General features: G+C 67.1%; 20 protein-coding genes. 3 read left to right on the forward strand and 17 right to left on the reverse strand.

Annotation, left to right across the window (positions count from 1 at the left end; translation table 11 throughout):
* Positions 1 to 2 precede the first annotated feature (2 nt).
* Positions 3 to 2,636 (forward strand): malto-oligosyltrehalose synthase, encoded by a 2,634-nt coding sequence (gene treY / locus AC3A5Z_RS05130; protein WP_487518289.1) that lies wholly within the window; start codon positions 3 to 5, stop codon positions 2,634 to 2,636.
* 160 nt (positions 2,637 to 2,796) lie between these two features.
* Here treY and AC3A5Z_RS05135 read toward each other — a convergent pair whose 3' ends face one another.
* The 3 genes from AC3A5Z_RS05135 to AC3A5Z_RS05145 are packed head-to-tail and all read right to left on the reverse strand — an operon-like array spanning position 2,797 to position 6,535.
* Positions 2,797 to 5,022, reverse strand: a complete 2,226-nt coding sequence (locus AC3A5Z_RS05135; protein WP_487518290.1) for a xanthine dehydrogenase family protein molybdopterin-binding subunit — start codon at positions 5,020 to 5,022, stop codon at positions 2,797 to 2,799.
* Complete coding sequence (locus AC3A5Z_RS05140; protein ID WP_487518291.1) at positions 5,019 to 6,008, reverse strand: FAD binding domain-containing protein; 990 nt, start codon at positions 6,006 to 6,008, stop codon at positions 5,019 to 5,021. Before AC3A5Z_RS05140 ends, AC3A5Z_RS05135 begins: the two co-directional genes overlap by 4 nt.
* Positions 6,005 to 6,535: a 2Fe-2S iron-sulfur cluster-binding protein gene (locus tag AC3A5Z_RS05145; RefSeq protein WP_487518292.1), complete on the reverse strand. Its 531-nt coding sequence runs from the start codon at positions 6,533 to 6,535 to the stop codon at positions 6,005 to 6,007. Before AC3A5Z_RS05145 ends, AC3A5Z_RS05140 begins: the two co-directional genes overlap by 4 nt.
* Before the next feature lie 148 nt (positions 6,536 to 6,683).
* Between AC3A5Z_RS05145 and AC3A5Z_RS05150 the strand changes: the two genes are divergently transcribed.
* Positions 6,684 to 7,652, forward strand: coding sequence for a YihY/virulence factor BrkB family protein (locus AC3A5Z_RS05150; protein WP_487518293.1), 969 nt, complete (start codon positions 6,684 to 6,686; stop codon positions 7,650 to 7,652).
* Here the strand turns inward: AC3A5Z_RS05150 and glpK are convergent, their stop codons facing one another.
* The 11 genes from glpK to AC3A5Z_RS05205 all read right to left on the reverse strand — a co-directional run bounded on the left by glpK (position 7,653) and on the right by AC3A5Z_RS05205 (position 20,582).
* Positions 7,653 to 9,149 (reverse strand): glycerol kinase GlpK, encoded by a 1,497-nt coding sequence (glpK, locus tag AC3A5Z_RS05155; protein WP_487518294.1) that lies wholly within the window; start codon positions 9,147 to 9,149, stop codon positions 7,653 to 7,655. It lies immediately after the preceding gene.
* A 265-nt stretch (positions 9,150 to 9,414) separates the two neighbouring features.
* Positions 9,415 to 11,133 (reverse strand): ABC transporter substrate-binding protein, encoded by a 1,719-nt coding sequence (locus AC3A5Z_RS05160; RefSeq protein ID WP_487518295.1) that lies wholly within the window; start codon positions 11,131 to 11,133, stop codon positions 9,415 to 9,417.
* A 50-nt stretch (positions 11,134 to 11,183) separates the two neighbouring features.
* Entirely contained in the window at positions 11,184 to 11,456 is a 273-nt protein-coding gene (locus AC3A5Z_RS05165; protein ID WP_487518296.1) for a DUF2160 domain-containing protein, read from the reverse strand.
* A 2-nt stretch (positions 11,457 to 11,458) separates the two neighbouring features.
* On the reverse strand, positions 11,459 to 12,262 hold the full coding sequence (locus AC3A5Z_RS05170) for a carbohydrate ABC transporter permease (protein ID WP_487518297.1): 804 nt from the start codon (positions 12,260 to 12,262) through the stop codon (positions 11,459 to 11,461).
* Positions 12,262 to 13,134 carry a carbohydrate ABC transporter permease gene (locus AC3A5Z_RS05175; protein ID WP_107663726.1) on the reverse strand — a complete coding sequence of 291 codons (873 nt, stop codon included), beginning with the start codon at positions 13,132 to 13,134 and terminating at the stop codon, positions 12,262 to 12,264. The genes AC3A5Z_RS05170 and AC3A5Z_RS05175 overlap by 1 nt, the downstream gene beginning before the upstream one ends.
* Complete coding sequence (locus AC3A5Z_RS05180) at positions 13,134 to 14,216, reverse strand: ABC transporter ATP-binding protein (RefSeq protein ID WP_487518298.1); 1,083 nt, start codon at positions 14,214 to 14,216, stop codon at positions 13,134 to 13,136. The genes AC3A5Z_RS05175 and AC3A5Z_RS05180 overlap by 1 nt, the downstream gene beginning before the upstream one ends.
* Before the next feature lie 10 nt (positions 14,217 to 14,226).
* A complete protein-coding gene (locus AC3A5Z_RS05185) occupies positions 14,227 to 15,315 on the reverse strand; it encodes an ABC transporter ATP-binding protein (RefSeq protein ID WP_487518299.1) in 1,089 nt (362 codons plus the stop codon).
* Positions 15,312 to 16,916: a glycerol-3-phosphate dehydrogenase gene (glpD, locus tag AC3A5Z_RS05190; protein WP_487518300.1), complete on the reverse strand. Its 1,605-nt coding sequence runs from the start codon at positions 16,914 to 16,916 to the stop codon at positions 15,312 to 15,314. Before glpD ends, AC3A5Z_RS05185 begins: the two co-directional genes overlap by 4 nt.
* Before the next feature lie 195 nt (positions 16,917 to 17,111).
* Positions 17,112 to 17,372 carry a hypothetical protein gene (locus tag AC3A5Z_RS05195; protein WP_487518301.1) on the reverse strand — a complete coding sequence of 87 codons (261 nt, stop codon included), beginning with the start codon at positions 17,370 to 17,372 and terminating at the stop codon, positions 17,112 to 17,114.
* Between the two features lie 141 nt (positions 17,373 to 17,513).
* On the reverse strand, positions 17,514 to 19,847 hold the full coding sequence (locus AC3A5Z_RS05200) for a glucose/quinate/shikimate family membrane-bound PQQ-dependent dehydrogenase (RefSeq protein ID WP_487518302.1): 2,334 nt from the start codon (positions 19,845 to 19,847) through the stop codon (positions 17,514 to 17,516).
* Positions 19,848 to 19,961: 114 nt separating this feature from the next.
* Positions 19,962 to 20,582: a hypothetical protein gene (locus AC3A5Z_RS05205; RefSeq protein WP_487518303.1), complete on the reverse strand. Its 621-nt coding sequence runs from the start codon at positions 20,580 to 20,582 to the stop codon at positions 19,962 to 19,964.
* Here AC3A5Z_RS05205 and AC3A5Z_RS05210 point away from each other — a divergent pair.
* Entirely contained in the window at positions 20,581 to 20,778 is a 198-nt protein-coding gene (locus tag AC3A5Z_RS05210) for a hypothetical protein (protein WP_487518304.1), read from the forward strand. The genes AC3A5Z_RS05205 and AC3A5Z_RS05210 overlap by 2 nt on opposite strands.
* Before the next feature lie 50 nt (positions 20,779 to 20,828).
* On the opposite strand, the gene AC3A5Z_RS05215 is transcribed toward AC3A5Z_RS05210, so the two are convergent.
* The 3 genes from AC3A5Z_RS05215 to AC3A5Z_RS05225 all read right to left on the reverse strand — a co-directional run bounded on the left by AC3A5Z_RS05215 (position 20,829) and on the right by AC3A5Z_RS05225 (position 23,779).
* The gene (locus AC3A5Z_RS05215) at positions 20,829 to 21,590 is read right to left on the reverse strand and encodes a PRC-barrel domain-containing protein (protein WP_487518305.1); all 762 of its coding nucleotides are present in this window, start codon (positions 21,588 to 21,590) and stop codon (positions 20,829 to 20,831) included.
* Between the two features lie 324 nt (positions 21,591 to 21,914).
* Positions 21,915 to 22,790: a hypothetical protein gene (locus AC3A5Z_RS05220; protein WP_487518306.1), complete on the reverse strand. Its 876-nt coding sequence runs from the start codon at positions 22,788 to 22,790 to the stop codon at positions 21,915 to 21,917.
* Positions 22,791 to 22,864: 74 nt separating this feature from the next.
* Entirely contained in the window at positions 22,865 to 23,779 is a 915-nt protein-coding gene (locus AC3A5Z_RS05225) for a BON domain-containing protein (protein WP_487518307.1), read from the reverse strand.
* Positions 23,780 to 23,809 lie beyond the last annotated feature (30 nt).

Raw genomic sequence — 23,809 nt, forward strand, 5'->3', positions numbered from 1 at the left:
AGATGACACCTCGCGCGACCTATCGTTTCCAGTTCACCGCAGATTTCACCTTCGCTGATGCGGCCGCGCTTGCTCCCTACCTGTCGGAACTGGGGATCAGCCACGTCTACTGCTCGCCGATCCTCGCCGCACGCGAGGGCAGCACCCATGGCTATGACGGCGTGCATTACAGCCTGATCAACCCCGAGCTCGGGGGCGAGGAGGGCTTTCGCGCCATGGCGGCGACGCTGCGCGAGAAGGAGATCGGCCTCATCGTCGATTTCGTGCCGAACCACATGGGGGTCGGTGGGGCCGACAACGCCTTCTGGCTCTCGGTGCTCGAATGGGGGCCGCTCAGCCCGGTGGCGGGCTGGTTCGACATCGACTGGGACAGCAATACCCCCGGTCTCTCCGGCAAGGTGCTGGTGCCCTTCCTCGGCGACCATTACGGCGAGGTGCTGGCGGCGGGCGATCTGGAGCTGAAATTCGACCCGGAGAAGGCCGCCTTCGCCATCTGGGCGCATGACACCCACAAGCTGCCGGTCTGTCCGCAATGCTATGGCGAGATCCTGCGGCGCGGCGGTCTCGGCGATCTGGCCGATGCCTATGAGGCGGTGGCGGGCGAGGCGCCCACCAACCCCGTCTGGAAGGAGCTGCGCGCCCGGCTGCGCGACGCCGACATGACGAAGGCCGTGGCCTCCTATGTCGGGACACCTGGCGATCTGGACAGCTGGAAGGCGATGGACGCGCTGATCGAGGCGCAGCACTGGCGCCCGGTGAAATTCTCGATGGACGGCGACGCGATCAACTACCGCCGCTTCTTCACCATGAGCGATCTGGCCGGGGTGCGGGTGGAAAAGCCCGAGGTGTTCCGCGCCACGCACCAGCTGATCCTGCCGCTGATGCAGGAGGGGATCGTCGACGGTATCCGCATCGACCATATCGACGGGCTGATCGACCCCAAGGGCTACTGCCTGCGGCTGCGCGATGCGCTCGACAAACCCTTCCCGCTCTATGTCGAGAAGATCCTCGCCCCCGACGAGGAGCTGCCGAAGGATTGGCAGACGGATGGCACCACCGGCTATGAATTCGCCAATCAGGTGGTGGGCCTGATCGTCGACCCGGCGGGCGAGACGGCGATGAGCGAGATCTACGCCGCCTTCACCGGCCAGACCACCGCGCCGGAAGACATTGTGCATACCGCCAAGCTCGAGATCATGGCCCAGCCGATGGCTTCGGAGCTGGAGGCGCTGACCGACCGCTTCCTCGCGCTGGCGCAGGACGATCCGCGCCGCCGCGACTTCGGCCGGGCCGGGATGCGCGCCGGGCTGTCGCAGGTGGTGGCGGGGCTCGACGTCTACCGCACCTATGTCGACCGGGATGGCATCCGCGAAGAGGATCGCGCCCGCGTTGCGGCCGCGGTGGAGCGCGCCAAGCTGCGCGCGCCCGAGATCGACCCCGGCATCTTCGACTTCATCGCGCTGGTGCTGACGCTGGATCTGGCCGAGGAGCATCCCGAACAGAAGGCCGACATCCTAAAGACCACGATGCGGATGCAGCAGTTCACCGGCCCGGTGATGGCCAAGGGCCTCGAGGACCGCGCGCTCTACCGCTACGCCCGGCTGATTGCGCTGAACGAGGTCGGCAGCGAGCCCGGCCATTTCGGGCTGGGGCTCGAGGCCTTCCATGCCGCCAATGCGGCGCGCAACCCGTCCTGCATGCTGACCACCTCGACCCATGACACCAAGCGCGGCGAGGATGCGCGGATGCGGATCGCCGCGCTCAGCGGCCATCCCGACCTCTGGCGCGAGCGGATCGCGGAATGGCACGAGCTGCTGGCCTCCGAGGACCAGCCGATCGACCGCAACGAGGAGTACTTCTTCTACCAGCTCCTCTTCGGCGGCTGGGAGGCCGACTGGTCCGCTGCACCAAGCCCCGAGGCGCTGGCCAGCCTGCGCGAGCGGGTCGAGGCGGGGATGATGAAATCGGTGCGCGAGGCGGCGGTGAACACCCGCTGGGTCTTCGGCAACGAGGAGTACGAGACCGCGCTCTGCGCCTTCATCGCCCGGGCGCTGGAGGCGCCGGACACGCCCTTCCTGCGCTCGTTCCGCGGCTTCGTCGCCGAGGTGGCGCCGCATGGGCTGGTCAACAGCCTGATCCAGACCACGCTGAAGCTGACGGTGCCGGGGATGCCCGACCTCTATCAGGGCGCGGAGCTCTGGGAGCAGAGCCTCGTCGACCCCGACAACCGCCGTCCGGTGGATTTCGCGCTGCGCGAACGGCTGCTGGGTGAGGTGATGGCCGAACCCGCCGCCTTGGCCCCCGAGGATCAGGGTGCGGTGAAGCTGGCGCTGACGGCGGCACTTCTGAACCTGCGCCGCGACAAGCCGGAGCTGTTCCAAGAGGGCGACTACCGTCCGGTCGAGGCCAAAGGCAAGGGGGCGGCCAGCCTCTGCGCCTTCGAGCGTCGCCATGGCGAGGACCGGATGCTGGTCGCCTGCGCGCTGCATCCGGCGGCAAGCCGGTCGCACCGCGATGCGACGCGGCTGCTGGCCGAGGGCGAGTGGCTCAATCTCCTGACCGGCGAGCCGGTGACGGACCTGACCGGCGCCGCCCTCTTCGCCCGCTTGCCGGTGGCGGTGCTGGTGCCCAGGTGACGGATTTGCCGGGGGCAGGGGTCTAGCAGCCCCTGCCTGTGTCGGAGAAGGATAGCGAAGGGCAGCACCTCGGAAATGCTGCCCGTCTTCTCTTTGGCACCTCTCGCAAAGCAAAAGGCCGGGGCGTTGCCCCGGCCTTTGCATTCTTGGCGGATGGGGCTCAGTCGATGCCCTGCGCCATCAGCCCCTCCAGCACCTTGTCCAGCGTCACCGGCATGTCGCGGACCCGGACGCCGCAGGCGTTGTAGATCGCGTTGACGATGGCGCCGCCGGCGCCGCAGATCCCGAGCTCGCCGATGCCCTTGGCCTGCAGCGTGCCGCCATAGGCGTCGCGCTCGTCGAGGAAATGCACCTTGAGCTGCGGCACGTCGGCATTGGTCGGCACATGGTATTCGGCCAGATCGTGGTTCACGATGTGGCCGTCGCGCGCGTCGTGGATCATCTCCTCCATCAGCGCCATGCCGATGCCGAAGGTCATCCCGCCCAGACATTGCGAGCGCGCCGTCTTGGCGTTGAGGATGCGACCGCAGGCGAAGGTGCCCTCCATCCGCCGCACCCGCACCTCGCCGGTGACGGCGTTGACCGCCACTTCGGCGAAATGCGCGCCGAAGGTGGCGTTGCGCACTGAGTCACCGGCCTTGCCGGGCTTCAGATGGCCTTCCTCCTCCAACGCTTCGGTCAGCAGCTCCGACAGCGGGCGGGTGACGTTGCCGCAGGTCGCCTGACCGTCCTTCAGCGTCAGATCCTCCTCCTCGCAGTCCATCATCCCGGCGATACGGGCACGGATCGCCTCGCAGGCGAGAAACACCGCCGAGCCGGTCGAACTGGCACCCCAGGATCCGCCCGAACCCGGGCCGTCGGGCGCGGTGCTGTCGCCAAGATGGGTCGTCACCGCCTCCATCGGCAGTCCGAGCATCTCGGCGGCGATCTGGGTGAGGATCGTGTAGGTGCCGGTGCCGATGTCGGTCATGTTGGTCTCGACCACGGCCGTGCCCCCGGGCGAGAGGGTGACGCGGGCCTTGGCCTCGCCCAGCATGTTCACCCGCACCGCCGAGGCCATGCCCATGCCGACCAGCCATTCGCCCTCGCGCCGCTGTCGCACCGGCTGGCGCTTGTCCCAGCCGAAGCGCAGGGCGCCTTCGCGCAGCGCCTCGGCCAGCATGTTCGAGGAGAAGGGCTTGCCGGTCTCGGGGTCGGCCTCGGGGATGTTCTTCAGCCTCAGCTCGACCGGGTCGATCCCGGTGGCCTCGGCCAGCTCGTCCATCGCCACCTCGAAGATCATCACCCCAACGGCCTCGCCCGGTGCGCGGACCGATCCGGCGGCGGTCAGGTTGACGCGGGCGATCTTGTGCACGATCTGGCGATGCGCAGCGGCGTAGGTGAAATGCGTCGCCTGCGCCACCGGCTCCGAGAAGCTCTCGCCCGGCAGGTTCGACACCAGCGCCTCATGGCCGAGCCCGGTCAGCCGGCCCTCGGCATCGGCGGCAAGCCGGACGCGCTGGCGGGTTTCCGAGCGGCGGGTGATCGTCTCGAACTCCTGCGGGCGTGACAGGGCGACGCTGACGGTGCAGCCCAGCTCGCGCGCAGCGAAGGCGGCAGCGACCGCCTCCGGGCCGATGCCCAGCTTGGAGCCGAAACCGCCGCCAACGTAGGGCGAGACGATCCGCACCTTCTCGGCCGGAACGCCCAGCGAGTCCGCCAGTTCGGGCACGTTGTAGTTCGGCATCTGGTAGCTGCCGTGGCAAAGCAGCTCGCCATCCGTCCAAGTGGCAATGACACAATGCGGCTCCATCGCCGCCGCTGCCATCGAGGGCGTGGTGTAGGTCTGGTCGATGCTGAAGGCCGCGTCGCGGAAGGCCGCGTCGAGATCGCCCTGCGCGCTCTGCTTCTTCTCCGGCAGGTCCGGCGGCACCGCCTCGGGGTCGAGCGCGCCATCAAGCGCCGAGTAGCTCACGGCGAGGCTCTGCGCCCCGTCACGGGCCTGTTCGAAGGTATCCGCCACGACCAGCGCGATCGGCTGGCCGTAATAGGCGACCTTGCTCGGGCCCTGCACCGGGGCCTTGCCAGCGGTCCCTTGGGCCGGGTTGCGCAGGAAGCACGCATCGGCCAGCACCGCCCTGACGCCGGGCATCGCCAGCACCGCCTCGCGCCCGAGCGAGAGCACCTGCCCCTTCGAGACAGTGGCCCGCACCAGCACGCCATAGGCCGGCGTGCCATGCGGGGTGTTGCCATGCAGGCTGCGCGCCTGTTCGGCAGCATAGACCGCGCGGCCGGAGACCTTCAGCGGCCCCTCGCTGCGGTCCAGGGGCGCGCCGAGCACGCCCTGCGCCATGTCGTCCAGGCGGTTGCGGTCGTCGGGGGCGTCGAATTTCAGCTGGGCGGTCATTCTGTCTGGCCTTTCGCTGCCTCGGTGAGCACCGCGATCAGTGCGCGGCGAACGAGGGGGATCTTGAACTCATTGCCGCCCTGACCGACGGCATCGGCGACCAGCAGATCGGCGGCGGCTTCGAAATTGGCGCGGGTCGCGGGCTTGTCGACCAGCGCGGCCTCGACGCCTGCGTCGCGCCACGGGCGATGCGCCAGCCCGCCGAAGGCCAGCGCAACCTCGGCCATTGTCTCGCCCTCCATCCGCACCACGGCGGCGACCGAGACCAGCGCGAAGGCGTAGGAAGCCCGGTCGCGCACCTTGCAGTAGATGTGGCGACCGCGCAGCGGCGGCGGCAGGAGCACGGCGGTGATCAGATCGCCGGGAGAGAGGATCGTCTCGATATGCGGCGTGTCGCCCGGCAGGCGGTGGAACTCGGCCATTGGCACCAGACGGCGGGTGCCGTTGGGCGTCTCGACCTCCACCGTCGCGTCGAGCGCACGCATAGCCACCGCCATGTCGCTCGGATGGGTGGCGATGCAGTGTTCGCTTGCCCCGAGGATTGCATGGTTGCGGGTGACGCCGCCGATCGCCGCGCAGCCCGAACCGGGCTGGCGTTTGTTGCAGGCCTGCGCTGTGTCGTAGAAATACGGGCAGCGCGTGCGCTGCAACAGGTTGCCGCCGGTCGTCGCCATGTTGCGCAGCTGGCCCGAGGCTCCGGCGAGCAGGGCGCGCGACAGCACCGCATAGTCGCGCCGGATGCGCGGGTCGCCGGCGAGATCGCTGTTGCGCACCAAGGCGCCGAAGCGCAGCCCGCCGTCGGCGGTCTCGTCGATCCCGCCCAGGTTCAGCCGGGTCACGTCGACCAGCCGAGTCGGGTTGACGATCTGAAGCTTCATCAGGTCCAGCAGATTGGTGCCGCCCGCGATGAACTGCGTCCCCGGCTCACTGCCCTGCGAGGTGGCGCGGGCCGGGCTCTCGGCCCGGACGTAATCGAAGGGCGTCATTCCGCAGCCTCCTTCGCGGCGGCAATCTCGGCCTCGCCGACACGGGTGATCGCCTCGACAATGTTGGGATAGCAGGCGCAGCGGCAGAGGTTGCCGCTCATCCGCTCCGAGATCTCCTCGACGCTCAGCCGGGCAGGGCCCTCGAGATCTTCCGAGACATGGCTGGGCCAGCCCGCGCGGATCTCGTCCAGCATGGCGGTGGCCGAGCAGATCTGGCCGGGGGTGCAATAGCCGCACTGGAAGCCGTCCTGCTCGAGGAAGGCCGCCTGCATCGGCGACAGCGCGCCGGGCTCGCCCAGCCCTTCGACGGTGGTGATCCGCGCGCCATCCTGCATGCAGGCGAGCGTCAGGCAGGAGTTCACCCGCCGCCCGTCGACGATGACGGTGCAGGCACCGCATTGCCCGTGGTCGCAGCCCTTCTTGGTGCCGGTCAGGCCGATGTGGTGGCGCAGCGCGTCGAGCAATGTTGTTCGGGCGTCGGCGTCGACCTCGTAGGTCTTGCCATTGATGGACAGTCTGGTTTGCATTCGGTGCCTCCGCTTGGGGTGAGGGTGCCTGTCCTCCCTTCGGAGGTTGCAGAAGCAACATGCGCGCCTGCATATGGTTCCGTGGCTGACCCCGCGGGAACCTGCCGCGCCACGGGGTGTTCCTTCGACTGACCAAGGAGACTGCCCGATGGCTACAGCCAATGCCGAAGATCCCGGACGGGGACGAGACGCCGACACCCCGCGCAACTTCCCGGCAAAGGGCTGGAAGGACATTCTCTGGCGGGTCTGGGCCGCCATCGGCGAGGACCGGGTGCTGCTGGTTGCCGCCGGCGTGACCTTCTATCTGCTGCTCGCGCTCTTCCCCGCGCTCGCCGCCTTCGTCTCGCTCTACGGGCTCTTCGCCGATCCGGCGAGCATCGCCCAGCAGATGGACGCGCTGCACGGCGTGCTGCCCGCCGAAGGGCTCACCATGCTGACCGACCAGCTCAACAGCCTCGCCTCGGGCGGGCAGCAATCGCTGACCTGGGGCTTCCTTCTGTCCTTCGCCGTCGCCTTCTGGAGCGCCAACAACGGGGTTAAATCGATCATCGAGGCGATGAACATTGCCCATGACGAGCGCGAGACCCGCTCCTTTGTCCGGGTGACGATACTCTCCTTCACCTTCACCCTCGGCGCGATGACGCTGGGCATCCTGATGATCCTTGCCGTCGGCGTGGTGCCTGCGGCGCTGGCCGTGCTGAACCTCGGCCCGCTTGGCACGGTGCTGCTCTGGCTGCTGCGCTGGCCGCTGCTCCTCCTGATCGTGGCGCTCGCCATGACCATGCTCTACCGCTACGCCCCCGACCGCGAGCCGCCGGAATGGCGCTGGGTGACCTGGGGCAGCGCCATCGCCACGGTGGTCTGGCTGCTCAGCTCCATCGCCTTCACCATCTATCTGGAAAACTTCGCCGATTACGGCGCGACCTATGGCTCGCTCGGCGCGCTGATCGGCCTGCTGCTCTGGATCTGGGTCGCCAGCATCATCCTGATCGTCGGCGCCGAGATCAACGCCGAGATGGAACATCAGACCGCACGCGACACCACCACCGGCCCGGAACGGCCGATGGGCGAGCGCGGCGCGCGGATGGCCGATACGCTGGGAGAGACGGCGGACTGATCAGACCGCCATCGTCGCCTGCACGGCGCGGCCCCAGCGGGCATATTTTGCCTGCCGCGTCGCCTCGTCCATCGCCGGCTCGAAGCGCCGCTCCAGCGCCCAGTCGGAGCCGAAGGCCTCGGGGCCGGGATAGATCCCGGCCCGCATCCCCGCCAGCCAAGCCGCCCCCAGCGCCGTCGTCTCGCGCACCGCAGGCCGGTCAACCGGCGCACCGATGATGTCCGAGAGGAACTGCATGGCCCAGTCCGAGGCGCTCATCCCGCCATCGACGCGCAAGACCCCCTCCGCCGCCGCATGCCCCGCCGCCGCCCAGTCGGCCCGCATCGCCTCCAAGAGATCGCGGGTCTGGTAGCCGACGCTCTCCAGCGCCGCCCGCGCCAGTTCCGCCGGGCCGGAGTTGCGGGTGAGCCCGTAGATCGCCCCCCGGCTCTCGGGCCGCCAGTAGGGCGCACCAAGCCCGGTAAAGGCCGGCACCAGCACCACATCCTGCGCCGCATCGGCGCTCTCGGCCAGGGGCTGCGTTTCCTTCGCCTCGCGGATGATCTTCAGCCCGTCGCGCAGCCATTGCACCACCGCGCCGGCGATGAAGATCGAACCCTCCAGCGCATAGGTCACCTCGCCGTCGAGCCGATAGGCGATGGTGGTCAGCAGCCGGTTGCGGCTTTCCACCCGCTCGGCCCCGGTGTTGAGCAGGGCGAAACAACCGGTGCCATAGGTCGATTTCATCATGCCCGGGCTGAAACAAGCTTGGCCCACGGTCGCCGCCTGCTGGTCGCCCGCCACGCCAAGGATCGGGATCTCGCGCCCAAAAAGATCGGCGCGCGCCATGCCGAATTCCGCCGCGCAATCCTTCACCTCCGGCAGCATCGCCAACGGCACGCCGAGCAGACCGCAGATCTCCGCATCCCATTCACCGCGGCGGATGTCGTAGAGCATGGTCCGCGCCGCATTGGTGGCGTCGGTCACATGCGCCCGCCCGCCGGTGAGCTTCCAGATTAGGAAACTGTCCACCGTGCCGAAGCAGAGCTGCCCCGCCTCGGCCCGCGCCCGCGCGCCCTCGACGTGGTCGAGCAGCCATTTCAGCTTGGTGCCGGAGAAATAGGGGTCGAGCAACAGCCCGGTGCGGGCGGTGATCAGCGGCTCATGTCCCGCGGCCTTCAGCGCCTCGCAGGTGTCGGCGGTGCGCCGGTCCTGCCAGACGATGGCATTGTAGATCGGCTGCCCGGTCTCGCGGTCCCAGACCAGCGTCGTCTCGCGCTGGTTGGTGATGCCGATGGCGGTGATATCCTCCGCCCCGAGCTGCGCCCGCTCCACCGCAGAGCGCGCCGTGGCGGCGACGGTGGACCAGAGATCCGCCGGATCATGCTCCACCCAACCCGGCTGCGGATAGATCTGCGGAAACTCCTCCTGCGCGCTGGCCACGACCTGCAGCGCGGCGTCGAACAGGATCGCCCGCGACGAGGTCGTGCCCTGATCGATGGCAAGGATATGGCTCATGGTCGTCCCTCGGTTTCTTATTGGCCCAAATACTCCCGCCGGAGGCGCCGCGGCCAAGGGTCTGTGCACCATTTTCCGTGTTCTCCGCGGCAGACCGGGCGAGCGGGGGCTCGATGCCCCCCGAGCTCGGACTTCCGGATGGGGCGAATTTTCTGCGAAAATTCGGGCGCGGGAGGGGATGCGGTGCGCCCGGGGCGCCTCCGGCGGGGGAGTACTTGGGGCAAGGAGAAACGGGGGCAGGCCGGAGCCCGCCCCCCTCGAGGTCTTACTGCCAGGACTTGATCAGCTCGTCATAGCTGATGGTCTCGCCCTGCGGCTTCTCGTTCTCCAGCATCGCCACCGGCGCGCCGGGGGCGTCGAGCCACTCCTGCGGGTCCTTCTCCTCGTTCATCTTCGGACCCATGTCGCCCTGCACGCCGGCACGCTCCAGACGCTCGAGCACCTTCTCCTGCTCGGCGCAGAGCGCGTCGAGCGCTTCCTGCGGGGTCTTGTCGCCCGACATGGCGTCGCCGATGTTCTGCCACCAGAGCTGGGCCATCTTCGGATAGTCCGGGATGTTGGTGCCGGTGGGCGACCAGGCCACGCGTGCCGGGGAGCGGTAGAATTCCACCAGACCGCCGAGCTGCGGGGCGCGGTCGGTGAAGCTCTGGTGCTGGATGGTGGATTCGCGGATGAAGGTCAGGCCGGTGTGGGCCTTCTTCACGTCCACGGTCTTCGAGGTGACGAACTGGGCATAGAGCCAGGCCGCCTGCGCGCGATCGACGGGGGTCGATTCCATCAGCGTCCAGGAGCCCACGTCCTGATAGCCGACCTTGGTGCCTTCCTGCCAATAGGCGCCGTGCGGCGAGGGGGCCATGCGCCATTTCGGCGTGCCGTCCTCGTTCATCACCGGCAGGCCGGGCTTCACCATGTCGGCGGTGAAGGCGGTGTACCAGAACATCTGCTGGGCGATGTTGCCCTGGGCCGGGACCGGGCCCGCCTCGCCGAACACCATGCCCGCGGCTTCCGGGGGCGCGTATTTCTGCAGCCAGTCGATCGATTTGGTGATGGCATAGACCGCCGCCGCATCGTTGGTGGCTCCGCCGCGCGCGACGCAGGAGCCGACGGGACGCGAGTTCTCGTCCACCCGCACGCCCCATTCGTCGACCGGAAGACCATTCGGTTCGCCCTTGTCGCCCATGCCGGCCATCGACATCCACGCGTCGGTGTAGCGCCAGCCGAGCGAGGGGTCCTTCTTGCCGTAGTCCATGTTGCCGAAGACCGAGGTCGGCCCACCGGCATAGCTCATGTCGCGGCCGGTGAAGAATTCGGCGATGTCCTCGTAGGCGGACCAGTTCAGCGGGACGCCGAGCTCGTAGCCATACTTGGCCTGGAAGTCTTCCTTGGTCTTGGCGTCGTTGAACCAGTCGTAGCGGAACCAGTAGAGGTTGGCGAACTGCTGGTCGGGCAGCTGGTAGAGCTTGCCATCCGGGGCGGTGGTGAACTTCAGCCCGATGAAATCCTCGAGGTCGAGGTTGGGGTTGGTCACCGCGGCGCCGTCGCCGGCCATCCAGTCGGTCAGGTTGCGCGCCTGCTTGTAGCGCCAGTGGGTGCCGATCAGGTCGCTGTCGTTGATATAGGCGTCGTAGATGTTCTCGCCCGACTGCATCTGCGTCTGCAGCTTCTCGACAACGTCGCCTTCGCCGATCAGGTCATGCGTCAGGTTGATGCCGGTGATCTTGGAGAAGGCCGCGGCCAGCACCTTGGATTCGTATTCGTGGGTGGTGATGGTTTCCGACACCACCTTGATGTCCATCCCGGCGAAGGGTTTCGCCGCGTCGATGAACCATTGCATCTCGGCTTCCTGCTCGGCGCGGGTCAGCGCGGACATGTCGCCGATCTCGGCGTCGAGGAAGGCCTTGGCCGCCTCCATATCCGCCCAGGCGGGCGCGCCGAGGGCCATTATCGCCAGCGCGATGGCCGTTGAAGTGGAACGCAGTCTCATTCTTGTCTCCTCCCAGAGATGTTGGACCTTTATACGTCAGACATGCCGATCTAGACCCAGCGGAACACCGCTGCGGCATAGATCAGGCAACAGATCAGCGCGCCCCAGAGGGGAGAGCCGAAGGCGGCGAGCCAGCCGAGGCAGAGGAAGGCCGAGCCCAGAAGCGAGATGAACAGCCGGTCGCCGCGCGTCGTCTCGATCCGGAGGAGGCCTACGCGCGGCGTTTCGGGAAAGCGGATCGCGAGGAAGGTGAAGACCAGCAGAAGGCAAGCGATGACGGCGAAGAAGATCGCGGTCGGTGTTGTCCAGGCCATCCAAGCCATTGTCAGACCCTCCCCAGGGCGAAGCCCTTGGCGATGTAGTTGCGGACGAAGTAGATCACCAGCGCGCCGGGGATGATGGTCAGCACGCCCGCGGCGGCCAGCACCCCCCAGTCCATGCCCGAGGCCGAGACGGTGCGGGTCATGATCGCGGCGATGGGCTTGGCGTTGACCGCCGTCAGGGTGCGGCTGAGCAGCAGCTCCACCCAGGAGAACATGAAGCAGAAGAAGGCGGCGACACCGACGCCGGAGGCGATCAGCGGCAGGAAGATGCGCAGGAAGAAGCGCGGGAAGGAATAGCCGTCGATATAGGCGGTCTCGTCGATCTCCTTCGGCACGCCGCGCATGAAGCCCTCGAGGATCCAGACCGCGAGCGGCACGTTGAACAGGCAATGCGCCAGCGCCACGGCGATATGGGTGTCGAACAGGCCCACGCTGGAATAGAGCTGGAAGAAGGGCAGGGCGAAGACCGCGGGCGGCGCCATGCGGTTGGTCAGCAGCCAGAAGAACAGGTGCTTGTCGCCCATGAAGCGGTAGCGCGAGAAGGCGTAGGCCGCGGGCAGGGCGACGCTGATCGAGATCACCGTGTTCAGCACGACATAGATCAGCGAATTGACGTAGCCCATGTACCAGGACGGATCGGTCAGGATCACCGCGTAGTTGCGGAAGGTGAGATCCTGCGGCCAGAGGGTGAAGACCGAGGTGATCTCGGTATTGGTCTTCAGGCTCATGTTCACCAGCCAGTAGATCGGCACCAGGAGGAACAGGAGATAGAGGAACATGACGAAGGCGGAACCGCGCAGGGGCATCAGACACCGTCCCTTTTGTCGAGGTTGGTCATCACGGTGTAGAACACCCATGAGATCAGCAGGATGACGAGGAAGTAGATGAGGCTGAACGCCGCAGCCGGGCCGAGATCGAACTGGCCGATGGCCATCTTCACGAGGTCGATCGACAGGAAGGTGGTCGAGTTGCCCGGCCCGCCCCCGGTGACGACGAAGGGCTCGGTGTAGATCATGAAGCTGTCCATGAAGCGCAACAGCACCGCGATCAGCAGCACGCCCTGCATCTTGGGGAGCTCGATATAGCGGAACACGCTCCAGCGGCTGGCCTGATCGATCTTGGCGGCCTGATAATAGGCCTCGGGGATCGACTGCAGCCCGGCGTAGCAGAGCAGCGCCACCAGCGAGGTCCAGTGCCAGACATCCATCACGATGACCGTAAGCCAGGCATCCAGCGCGTTGCTCGTGTAGTTGTAGTCGACGCCGAGCCAAGCCAGCGTGTGACCGAGGAGGCCGATGTCGACCCGGCCGAAGATCTGCCAGATGGTGCCCACGACGTTGAACGGGATCAGGAGCGGCAGCGCCATCAGCACGAGGCAGAGGCTGGACCAGAAGCCCTTCTTCGGCATGTTCAGCGCGACGAAGATGCCCAGCGGCACCTCGATGGCGAGGATGATCGCGGTGAACATGATCTGCCGGCCGAGCGCTGCATGGATGCGGTCGGAATGCAGCACGTCCTCGAACCATTCGAGCCCGGCCCAGAAGAACTCGTTGTTGCCGAAGGTGTCCTGCAGCGAATAGTTGACAACTGTCATCAACGGGATCACCGCCGAGAAGGCCACCAAGAGCAGCACCGGCAGGACGAGGAACCAGGCCTTGTTGTTCTGTGTCTTGTCCATCAGGCAGCCCTCGCGCCGATCGGCGCCACGCGCCAGTCATCGGAATAGACGTTCACCATCTGCCAGGCGAAGCGCACCCGCGCATCCGCGCCGACAGGCTGGCCCTCAGGGGCGACGAGGTTCATCGGCTTGCCGAAGACCTCGCCACGGATGATGCGGTGGCGGCCCACGTCCTCGACCCGAGTCAGGCGGAAGGGCAGGCCCTCCTCGTCGGTCAGGCTGACGAACTCGGGGCGGATGCCGATCTGCACGCGGCCGGTGACCGAGCCGTAGTTTGCGCCAAGCTGCACCGGCACGCCGTTCACCGTCGCCTCGCTGCCCTGCACCGTCGCGTCGAGCAGGTTCATGCCCGGCGAGCCGATGAAATAGCCGACGAAGGTATGTGCCGGAGTCTCGAACAGCTCCTGCGGGGTGCCCATCTGCACAACGCGCCCGTCATACATCACCACCACCTTGTCGGCGAAGGTCAGCGCCTCGGTCTGGTCATGGGTGACGTAGATCATCGTATGGCCGAAGTCGCGGTGCAGGGATTTCAGCTGGGTGCGCAGCTCCCATTTCATGTGCGGGTCGATCACCGTCAGCGGTTCGTCGAAGAGGATGGCGTTGACATCCTCGCGCACCATGCCGCGGCCGAGGCTGATCTTCTGCTTGGCATCCGCGGTCAGCCCGCGTGCCTTGTGGTTCAGTCGCTGCTCCATGCCGATCATCGCGGCGATATGGTCGACCCGGCGCTTGATGTATTCGGCATCCTTGCCACGGTTGCGCAGCGGGAAGGCGAGGTTGTCGCGCACGGTCATCGTGTCGTAGACCACCGGAAACTGGAACACCTGCGCGATGTTGCGCTCTGCCGTGGGGGCGTCGGTCATGTCGGTCTCGCCGAACAGCACCCGGCCATGCGAGGGCCGCACGAGACCGGAGATGATGTTCAGCAGCGTGGTCTTGCCACAGCCGGACGAGCCGAGCAGCGCATAGGCGCCGCCGTCCTGCCAGACGTGGTCCATCTCCTTCAGCGCGAAATCGGCCTCGGATTTCGGGGTCGGGTGGTAGCTGTGCGCCAGCTTCGACAGGGTGATCTGTGCCATGCTCTCCCCCTCAGGCCGCAGCCGCGTAGGCCGCGGGGGCCACAAGCGCCCCGGCCTCGTCGAACAGATAGACATGCGCCGGATCGAGCCAGACCGACAGCTGCGAGCCCGGCTCGAGATCATGGACCCCATGCACCAGCCCGACCCAGCGGTCGGCACCATGCATCAGGTGCAGGAAGGTCTCCGACCCGGTGATCTCGGTCACCACGAGCTCGCAGGCGAACTCTACCGCGGCCCCGGAGTGGCGGTTGATCGCCAGATGGTTGGCGCGGAAGCCTGCCTGATAGCGCCCGTCCGGCAGGGCGGCGAAGGCGCCGTCGGCGGGGGCATTGGCCCGCCCGCCGAAGTTCATCCGGTGACCGATCTTGGCGACCGGCACGAAGTTCATCGGCGGGTCCGAGAACACCCGCGCCGTGGTCGCATCCGCCGGGCGGCGATAGACCTGCGGCGTCACGCCGAACTGCGTGACCCGGCCCTCCCAGAGCGTCGCGGTATGGCCGCCCAGCAGCAGCGCCTCCTCCGGTTCGGTGGTGGCATAGACGAAGATCGCGCCCGATTCCTCGAAGATCCGCGGGATCTCGGCGCGCAGCTCCTCGCGCAGCTTGTAGTCGAGATTGGCCAGCGGCTCGTCGAGCAGCACCAGCCCCGCGCCCTTCACCAGCGCCCGCGCCAGCGCGCAGCGCTGCTGCTGGCCGCCCGACAGCGCCAAAGGCTTGCGGTCGAGCATCGGCGTCAGCTTCAGCATCTCGGCGGTGGCGCGCACCTCGCGATCGATCTCGGCCTTGGGCTTGCCCATCAGCCGCAGCGGCGAGGCTATGTTGTCGTAGACGCTCATCGCCGGGTAGTTGATGAACTGCTGGTAGACCATCGCCACCCGGCGGTCCTGCACCCGCTGCCCGGTGACATCGGCGCCGTTCCACAGGATGCGCCCCGTCGTCGGCGCGTCGAGCCCGGCCATCAGCCGCATCAGGCTCGTCTTGCCCGAGAGCGTCGGCCCCAGCAGCACGTTCATCGTCCCCTTGGCCAGCGTGAGATCGGTGGGATGGATATGCACCCGCCCCTCGACCACACGCGACACGCCCTGCAATTCCAGCGTCATCGTCCCCCCTCCGCCGCCGGGCTGAGCGCCCGGTCTTGTGCCGACCGCATGTAGGCGGCCAGCACGCTCGTCTCGTCAACCGTCATGCGCAGCCCCAGCTTGCTGCGCCGCCAGATCACGTCCTCCGGCTGTCTGGCGTATTCCCTCTGCATCAGCCAGTCGACCTCCGCTTCGGTGAGCGTAGCACCAAAATCGCGTCCGAGTTCAACGGCATTGCGCGCGCCGCGCAGAACCTGCCATGCCTCGGTGCCGTAGGCCCGGATCAGCCGTGCCGCCCAGGTGGGCGACAGGAAGGGATGCTCGGCCCTCAGCCGCGCGGTCAGCGCCGCCACCCCGTCGGGCGGGAAGTCGCCGCCGGGCAGGGCGACCCGCGCCGTCCAGGCGGGCTTTGCCTGCGGGAAGCGCGGCGCCAGCTTTGCCAGCGCGCTTTCGGCCAAGCGACGATAGGTGGTGATCTTGCCACCGAAGACGTTCAGCAGCGGCGGGCCGTTCTCGTCCAGCGACAGCACATAGTCGCGGGTCGCCGCCGTGGCCGATTTGGCGCCATCGTTGTAGAGCGGGCGGACACCGGAATAGGTCCAGACGATATCCGCACGGGTGAGCGGCTTGGCGAAATATTCCGAAGCGAAGGTGCAGAGATAATCCTGCTCCTCCGGCGTGCAGATGGCCGAGCCGGGCGCGCCCTTGTGGTCATGGTCGGTGGTGCCGATCAGGGTGAAATCCTGCTCGTAGGGGATGGCGAAGATGATTCGCCCGTCGGTGCCCTGGAAGAAGTAGCAGCGGTCGTGGTCGAAGAGCCGCTTCGTGACGATATGGCTGCCCCGCACCAGCCGGACGCCCTCGCTCGAATTGATGCGCAGGGTGTTGCGGATCACATCTTCGACCCAGGGCCCGCCCGCGTTGACCAGCGCCCGCGCCCGATGCTCGCGCCGCCCCTCCGGCCCCTCGGTCACGACATGCCAGAGATCTCCGCGCCGCTCCGCCGAGACCACCTTGGTCTGCACCAGGATCTCGGCACCGCGGGCCTCGGCGTCGCGGGCGTTCAGCACCACGAGGCGCGAATCCTCGACCCAGCAGTCTGAATATTCATAGGCATGCGTGAACTTCGGCTTCAGCGCCTTGCCCGCCGGATCGCGGGTCAGGTCCAGCGTGCGCGCCGGCGGCAGGATCTTGCGACCGCCCATGTGGTCATAGGTGTAGAGTGCGGCGCGGATCAGCCAAGCCGGGCGGCGGCCTTTCAGCCAGGGCATAAGCCGGCCGAGGATGCGCGACACCGGCGTGTTGCTCTCGAAGCGCATGTCCTCGTGATAGGGCAGCACAAAGCGCATTGGCCAGCTGATATGCGGCATGGCCACCAGCAGCGTCTCGCGTTCCTCCAGCGCCTCGCGGACTAGGCGGAACTCGAAATACTCGAGGTAACGCAGCCCTCCGTGGAACAGCTTGGTCGAGGAGGAGGAGGTGGCCTGGGCAAGATCGCCCATCTCGGCGAGCGTGACGCTGAGCCCGCGGCCGCTGGCGTCGCGGGCGATGCCGCAGCCGTTGATCCCGCCGCCGATGACGAACAGATCGACCGTCGCGTTGGTCGCAGAGCCGATGGCCACGATGATCTCCCCCTCAAGCCGTGGAGGCCAAGGAAGCGCAGCTGCGACGTTTTGTCAAAAGCAATTTTCGTTAATGCGCGTTTTTTACGTAAACGAATATCTATGGCTTTCGTATTTGCTGCGTTGCAGCAGGGCCCGCCGCAAATGCGAAAGCCCCGGCCGGGGGCCGGGGCTTTGCCTGCAAAGACAGGAAGATCAGTTGGCCGGGACCTGCGTCGCGGGGGTGCTGGTCCCGCCGGGCTCGCCGGTCACCGGGTCGGCCCGGTCCAGCGTGGCGTCGCCGGTGCGACCGTCGATGCTCACATCGGCCCCCTGCGGAGCGGTGCCCTCGGCGGCCTCGTACATGAGCCACCAGACAAACAGCCCCAGCGCGAAGACCAGCACGGCGATCATGCCGATCAGCGGCCCCTTGTGTCGCTTGGTCTGCTTCTTGACGTTGGTTTCGGATGCGGACATGACGCTTCCCCTTTCCGCTGTGACGGGCTCCCGCCCTTGTTCCTGCGGCGTCTGACCGTGCGTCGGACTCCATCAATAAACCAACCGACACCGCGCGCGTTGGTTCCCGCGGCCCCTCTCCGGAGCCGCGGCACCGTCGTCTCAGCTTTCGGGCAGCGCGTAGGCGATGACGTAATCGCCCGGTTTGGTGCCGACCGAGCCATGCCCGCCCGCCACGATCACCACGAACTGCCGACCCTCCTGCACATAGGTCATCGGCGTGGACTGACCGCCCGCGGGCAGGCGCGCCTGCCAGAGCTCGTCGCCCGTGGTCAGGTCATAGGCGCGCAGGTAGTCATCCACCGCAGCCCCGAGGAAAGCCACGCCGCCCTTGGTGATGATCGGCCCGCCGATACCCGGGACGCCCAGCTTGAAGGGCAGGGGCAGCGGGGTCATGTCGCGCACGGTGCCGTTCCTGTGCATCCAGGCAATCTCGCCGGTGCGCAGGTTGGCCCCCGCCACATAACCCCACGGCGGCGCGGCGCAGGGCACCTGCAGCAGCCCGAGGAAGGGCCCCATGATCACGCCGTAAGGCGCGCCCTCGTTGCGGTTCAGGCCTTGCTCGCTGGCGGTCGCGCCCTCGCTCGGCGGCGGGATCTCGGCGGCGGGCACCAGTTTCGAGGTGAAGGGCAGGTAGGTCGGCATGCCGAACATCACCTGACGCTCGGGGTCTACCGCGATGGAGCCCCAGTTGAACACGCCGAAGTTTCCCGGATGCACGATGGTGCCGCCCAGCGATGGCGGGGTGTAACGCCCGTCATAGGCCAGACGGTGATACTGGATGCGGCAGCCGAGCTGGTCGAACATGGTGACGCCCCACATGTCCTTCTCGCGCAGCATGTCGGGCTTGAAGGTGAGCGCAGAGGTGGGCTGGGTCGGTGCGGTGAAATCCTCGGGGATGGCACCGCCCGGCGCGGGTTCCTCGGTGACCGGCAGAATCGGTTCGCCGGTCTCTCGGTTCAGCACATAGATGTCGCCCTGCTTGGTCGGCCCGACCAGTGCGGGGACGGTCGTGCCATCCTCCTGCGTCAGGTCGAGGAGCACCGGCTGGGCGGGCACGTCCATGTCCCACAGGTCGTGATGCACGGTCTGGAAGACCCATTGCCGCTGGCCGGTGGTGACGTCGAGCGCCACGATCGAGGAGGAATGCTCTTCCACCGCCTCGGTCCGCCCCATCCCGAGCTGGTCCGGCACCTGATTGCCGAGCGGGATGTAGACCATGCCCCGCTCCTCATCGACCGAGAAGATCGACCAGCTGTTCGGCGAGTTCGCCGTATAGGTCTCGCCCTGCTCGTAATCGATCGGCGCGGTGCTCTCGGGCTTCGCGCTGTCCCAGTTCCAGAGCAGCGCGCCGGTGTTGATATCATAGGCGCGGATCACGCCGGACTGCGAATTGACGGAGAAATTGTCGTTCACCGCGCCGCCGATGATTAGGCGACCCGCAACGGCCACGGGGGGCGACGTGGAATAGTAGTAGCCCGCCGGATTGTAGGGCATGCCCCGCTCCAGCCGCAGCACGCCGCTGTCGCCGAAGAAGGTGCAGACCGATCCGGTGCGCGCATCGAGCGCGATCAGCCGAGCGTCGGCGGTCGGCAGGTAGACCCGCTCGGCGCAGTTGGCGTCGGCTGCGCGACCCGGGTCGCGCCAGTAGGTCACGCCGCGGCAGGTCTGGTGCTGGCGATCCGGCTCCAGCCCGGAATTGGCGTCATAGCGCCATATCTCTTCGCCGGTTGCCGCGTCCAGTGCTATGGCGAGGTTGTGCGGCGTGCAGATATAGAGGCTGTCGCCCACCTTCAGCGGCGTCACCTGATAGGTGGTCTCGGTCACGTCCTGCGGCAGCTTCACGTCGCCGGTCTGGTATTCCCAGGCCTGCTCCAGCTCAGACACGTTCTGCAGGTTGATCTGGTCCAGCGGTGAATAACGCTGGCCGTATTGAGTGCGGCCATACTGGTTCCACTCGTCGTCGGGCGAGGTCGGCCCGAGATCGGGGGCGGCATTGACCACTTCGGTAGAAAGCGCGCCGTCGATGTTGGCGGGATCCTGCGTCATCGAATAGCCGGCGACAGCGATGGCTGCGATCAGGCTCAGCGCGATCGGCAGGCCAGGGGCAGGGCGCCCGTCGTCCAGCGGCAGGCGGCGGCGCACCGGCGGCAGGTAGAGCCAGATGCCCAGCACCGCGATCAGCCCGCCACGCGGCACCAGTTGCCACCAGTCGAAGCCGACCTCCCAGATCGCCCAAGCGAGCGAGCCGACGATCACGAGCGCATAGACCCAGAGGGCATCCGAGCGGCGGCGGAACAGCAGCAGCGCCACGGCGAGCACGGCCAATCCGGTTATGGCGTAATAGGCGCTGCCTCCGAGCGACAGGAGCCAGACCCCGGGGATAAACAAGCCCAGACCAAAGAGGGCGAAGACGATTCCGCTTAAAATGACCATCCACACGCTCCTTGGTTGATACGCTGGCCAACCCCTCGAGCTCGCAGAAGTTCCAAAAGGAAAGGCGCGCAGGAAATCCTGCGCGCCCCAAAACCGTCTAGAAAGGACGGTCGATCAGTTGGCGTAGGGCGGCAGCGCCTGGATCTCGGCCTCGCTCATCGGCAGGATGATCCGGTATTCGCTGTTGTCGGCGCTGGTGTAGACCTGCACGTCGGTGACCGGAACAGCGACGATCTTGGTGTCGGCGCCCATGTACTGGCCCACGTCGAAGATGATCTGGCTGGCCGAACCGTCAGCGCCCGACACGATCTGCGAGGCGGCACCCACAACCTGACCCGAGGTGGTGTAGATGTTGGCGTTCTGCAGGCTGGACGCCAGGATCGGCGTGCCGGTGGTCTGAGCGGTGAAGCCTTCCGGCGCTTCCATCGTCATCGAGCCGTCGGTGGTCGGCGTGCTCGACGCTTCGGCCGGGTTGTTCACGGCCGGATCGGCGAGATCGGTCGGCGTGGTGGTCTGGCCATCGGTCGTGGTGCTGCCGTTGGCATCGTTTTCCGGGCTGCCCGAAGGCGGATTGCCGGCATCCGTGGTGCTGTCGTTGCTTTCGCCTGACGGCGGGTTGCCCGCATCGGTGGTGCTGTCGGTGGTGCCGGGGGTGTTGGCGCCCTGAGCATAAACCGGAACCGTAAACGCCGAAATGGTCGCGAGCGCAGCCGTAAGGGTAATAATCTTGTTCATGACAGTTTCCTCAGATGATGAATGGATCGGACAAGAAGCAGAGCTCCTCACCCTGCGAATTAAAAACGCCCCGTTCGACAATTTGGTTTCGCTTGATCGCGATTTTGTCATTTGGTCGTGGGCGTATTTACGAGGGAAGGGCATCGGTTGCGGAACGGAAGTCGTGAAGGCGCCGCGTGATGCCTTGAAAATTTGAAGCGCGCGAGGAACGTTTCCCCGCGCGCCCTTAAAATCGTCGTTCCGAAATCAGCTTTCGGTGTATTCCGGCAGGGCTTCCAGCTCTTCCTTGGTCATCGGAAGATAGACGCGCATGTCGGTCGCATCGGCATTGGTGTAGATCTGCAGATCTTCGAAGGGCACGGCGACGTTACGCGCGCCGATCCCGAGGAAGCCGCCGACATCGAAGATCACCTGGGTGATCGAGCCGTCTTCAGCCAGCACGAAGTCCGAGATGTTGCCGACCGACGAGTCGTCGGAGGCGTAGACCGCGGCATCCTGCAGGTTCTCGGCGGTCATCGGTTCGCCGGAGTAGAGCGTGTAGCCCTCGGGTACCTGCATGTCGCCGCCCATCGGCGCGGCCGCGCCGTCGGTCGGCGCCATGGTGTCGGGCGCCATCGTGTCGGTCGCATCGGTATCGGTGGCAGGCGGCGTGGCCTCCATGTCGGTTGAAGGCATGGTGCTGGTGCCGGTGTCCGCCGAAGGCGTCGTGTCGTCGGTCGCCGGGTTCATGCCGGTGCCGGTGCCGCCGCTCGAGGCGTCAGGCATGTCGCCGGCGGGCGGCGTAGTGCTGTCCGTCGTCGCGGGCATGTCACCGGCGGGCGCCGTGGTGGTGTCGTTGGCCGGCATGTCACCCGCCGGAGGCGTGGTGCTGTCGGTCGCGGGCGGCGTCGTGGTGTCGGTCGCCGCCGGGGGCGTTGCGGGATCGCTGGTGGGGGCAGTCTCTTGTGCGGAAGCCGAGAACGCTCCAGCAGCGGCGAGGGCTGCGGACAGTGCGATGACTTTCTTCATGAGTGTCTCCTTTTCGATCTTTGAACCGGGAGGTGCAAGCAGAGCCTTGCACCCTGCACAGAACCAACGCAGCACATTCGCAATCGGTTTCCTGTCGGTGCGATATTTATTTGCAGATCGTGAAAGGCAGCCGGAGCCTTGCCGCGGGTGGTCGCTAAAAATACGACTGTGACGAAAATAAAAACATTGGATGACAAAAGGCCATACCTGCCCCCGGAAATCCCGAGGGCAGGTATCGTGACAATTCAACCGGACCGACCGAAGGCGAAACGCGATGCGTAAGGGACAAAACGCGCGCAATCAACGCCTTCGGTCGGCAGCGCGTCAGAGCGTTTCGACCATGGTGCAGATCTGGGTCCAGGTCGTCAGCGAGACGCTGCTGGTGTCGATGGTGCTTTCCTCGGAGGGCGAGGCGGTGGTGTCGTTGGTCGCCATGCCGCTGGTGCCCGCGCCGCTGCCGGTGGTCGCGCCGTCCGCCGCCTGATTGGTGGCCGTCCCGGTGCCCGAGGCTTCGGGGCCGGTGGGCAGGGTGGAGGTGCCGGCGCCGGTGGAGCCGTCATCTTCGGCCACGGTGGCGTTCTCGGTCGAGCCGGACTTCGGCTGCGTCATGTCGGCGGCGTCGGAGCCCTCGGTGCCGGTGCCGGCCGACATTCCGCCGGTGGTGCCGTTGTCGACCGCGCCGGTCGCGGGCGTGTCAGCCGTGCTCCCGGTTGTGCTGCTGGTCGCGCCCGAGGCCGACATGTCCGAGGACCCGCCGGTGGTGCCGGTCGCGGCACTGTCGCTCGTCCCGCCCGTGGCGCCGGTCGAGGGCATGTCGCTGGTTCCGCCCGTGCTGCTGCCCGAGCCGGCCATATCGCTGGTGCCGCCGGTCGCGCTCTCGGCACCGTTGGCCATCGCGTCGGACACACCGCCCGAGGCGGCTCCGGCGACGCCTGCTTCCTGGGCGGCGGCGTCGGTGCCGAAGGCGGCGCAATCATCGCGCACCTGCTGCTTCTGATCCTCGCTCAGCGAGGCCCAGCTGGTTTGGATCTCCGGCTCGGTCCGCAGCGCCATCGAGCCGCCGGGCACGAAGAAGGTATCGGCCAGCGGGGCATCCCAGGTCTGGCCCATGGTAGTTCCGGTCGCCGTAGTGCCTTGGGCATGAGCGGTGGAGGCGAGCAGCAGCGCCATGGCGCCGGTGGCGAAGGTAAGACGGTTCATGAGGTATCTCCTGTCTGCGTTGGTCCTGAGATCTTGCCGAGCCGTCCTGCATGTCGGGCCGGTCGGCAGCATCGTCAGGCTTGCGTGTTCTTCGAGCCGCTGAGCCCGGTCTCTTCCAGTGACGAGGCGATCTCGTCGCGCCGCACCCCGGTGCCGCCGGCCGAACCCGGCGTCTGGCTGCCGCGCACCCGCAGATTGTTCTGCACGTAGCGCACGCCGGAGACCGCATCGGCGCAATCCTCGGCTTGGCGGCGGGCGAATTTCGAGGCGACCTCGCCGCTCAGCGTGACTTCGGCGGAGGCAACCGAGACGTTGATATCGGAGGCATCAAGCCGCGGATCGTCGCTCAGCCGGTCGTTCACATCGTCCTGAATGCGCTCGTCCGACCGCTGATAGCCGCGCGGGCCTTTGCCGCGATGGTCTTCCTCGCGGCGGCGGGTCGCTTCCTCGCTGCCCATCCACGAGGCGACCTCGTCCGAGGCGCGCTCCATGAAGCCGCGGTCGCTGTGGCTTTCGCCCCGGTCCCGGCCGCCCCGGTCGCGGCCTTCGTCGCCCCGGATCCAGTCGCGGGCGCCATAGCCGCGCAACTCGCGGTCGCGTCCGTCATGGCTGCCGGAACCGTAGTCTCGCCGGCTGTCGCCGCGCCCGCTCTGATCCCAGACCGCGCCAAGGTCGCGCCCGCCGCTGTAGTCACGCCCGCCGGAGCCGACATGGTCGCGCCCGCCCCAGTCCTGACCGCGCGGAGCGCGATAGCCTTGGGGCCCGCCCCGGTTGCCGCCCTCGTGCTGCTGCCAGTCCTCGAGCCCGCGTTCCATCGATCCCGGGCCTTCCTGCCCGGCCTCGTTGTAGAAGCGATCCTGAAACCGGTCCGAGTCATCGTCGCGCGGGCCGCCGAAGCGTTGCCCGCCGCGCCCCCGGTCGCCTTCGGCTCGGTAACCGCCAAAGCCCCTGTCGTTCCGGTCGCGCTGATTGTCGTATCGCTGTGCCATGTCGTCCTCCTCAGTCCGGGATGGTTGAGC

This window comes from Cereibacter sp. Soil_C_27, from assembly GCF_057657095.1.